The organism is Flavobacterium sp. Arc2 (assembly GCF_041431385.1).
GTDB lineage: Bacteria > Bacteroidota > Bacteroidia > Flavobacteriales > Flavobacteriaceae > Flavobacterium.
The window spans coordinates 1-1,845 of sequence record NZ_JASMRH010000059.1 but is presented as its reverse complement, the minus strand read 5'-3'; the positions used below and the strand labels follow the sequence as shown (position 1 = coordinate 1,845).

Annotated in this window: 1 protein-coding gene and 1 pseudogene; both read right to left on the bottom strand. The window is 36.0% G+C overall.

All coding sequences use genetic code 11. The annotated features are described in order from the left end of the window. Positions 1-116: 116 nt before the first annotated feature. The gene (gene istB / locus QO182_RS19405; protein ID WP_091255760.1) at positions 117-854 is read right to left on the bottom strand and encodes an IS21-like element helper ATPase IstB; all 738 of its coding nucleotides are present in this window, start codon (positions 852-854) and stop codon (positions 117-119) included. 18 nt (positions 855-872) lie between these two features. Beyond that, a pseudogene (locus QO182_RS19400) lies at positions 873-1,845 on the bottom strand (IS21 family transposase); the annotation flags it as partial.

The following is a 1,845-nucleotide window of genomic DNA, read 5'->3' as shown; positions in this document are numbered from 1 at the left end:
ACCACCTGATTCCAATTCAAAATGACCACCTAATTCCGGAGCAAACTGACCACCTCCATTTTCAATAAAAACTACTTTTTTTCATCTGTTAATTAGTATTCAAATATAGTTAAATATTAGCCTTTGTTTAACCCTCTTTTTTTTCTCATAGATTCTCCATGTAATTCGAGTCGATGGGATTGATGTATGAGTCTATCCAAAATGGCATCGGCAATAGTTTTTTCGCCAATTATATCATACCAACCTTGCACTGGGATTTGTGAGGTTACAATAATGGAACCATTATTATGCCTGTCTTCAATGATCTCCAAAAGGGTAATTCGGTTGTGACTATCCAATGCTTGGAGTCCAAAATCGTCTAGTATAATAACATCTTGCCTTTCTATTTTAGCCAATTCTCGTAGGTAAGAACCATCTGCTTTGGCCATTTTTAATTTAGCAAATAGCTTAGAGGTATTAAAATAACTCACTTTAAAACCCTGTATACAGGCTTGATAGCCTAGTGCAGTGCCTAAATAACTTTTGCCTACACCAGTACTTCCAGTGATTAAAATATTTTCGTTTTTTTCTACAAATTCACATTCTGCTAAACGCAGAACCATGTTACGATCTAGATTACGGGTTTGGTCAAAATTGATGTTTTCAATATTTGATTTGTAATGGAATCGGGCATTAGTGATACTGCGAGCAATACGCCGATTGTGCCTTTCATCCCATTCGGCATCAATTAGCATCGATACAAACTGATCGAGTGTGTAATGGTCTGTTTTTCCGCTTTCAATAGCTGTTTTAAAAGCATTGAACATGCCATAAAGCTTCATTTGTTTCATTTTTGTTACTGTGGATTCATTCATGATTACTTGGTTTTTAATTTAATTATAATACTGTTTTCCTCTTATGTTACCGTGAACCGGGAGTTCTTGCTCGGGTTCTTGTTCAAAATCAATATGGTCTAAGTTGTTTTCTAATATATTTTGTATGGTCTTAAAATTGTAAATTTTAAAATCAAGTGCCCGCCTGCAAGCATTTATTAATCGCTGCTTCCCCACCTTTTTCTCGAAGTTTAGTATTCCTAAACAACTTTTATAGGCTTGTTCAGGATGGTTTCTACTTTCAATAATCTGTAAAATATATTCCCCTACAAAGGCATCAATGCTACTTGCCCAATCAATGAAGCGAGCAGCACTCCACTGGGCTACAAATTGATGCGTACTGGCCAAATGTTCTGGAGTTGTATTATAGATATAAGGCTTGTAATTTCGCGCGTGAACGGCTATTCGGTTGTATTTGTAATAGATCTCTACGGTTGATTTGGTATATAATAGTTTCGCTTTTTTCTTTATATATTGATAGGGAACGCTGTAGTAATTTTTGTCCTGACTCAATTGAACATGTCCATTTTGCATCACTGTTGCAAAGGATTGGTATTTGATTTCAAAGCGTTCTTGTGGTAGTGGACGTAGTTTTTGTTGCTCGTCTTCTAAAAATAATTCTATACGAGAGTAAGGACGTCCTGTGAGTTTTCGGCTATTATGAGCATCCAATAAATCCCATATCTGCTGGTTTAATTCTTCCAGAGAAAAGAATTTAGTTTCTTTTAGATTTACATAAATCCTTCGGTACAATATCTTAACGGCTCCTTCAACCAATGACTTATCTCTTGGTTTATAAGCCCTGGCAGGCAAGATTGTGGTTTGGTAATGTTCAGCTAAATCAGCCAAGGTCTCATTAATTGTGGGTTCAAAACGACTGCTTTTTATTACTGCAGATTTTAGATTGTCGGGGACAATAGCCTCAGGAGTACCTTCGAAAAAGCACATAGCATTTTCTACAGAACTAACAAAA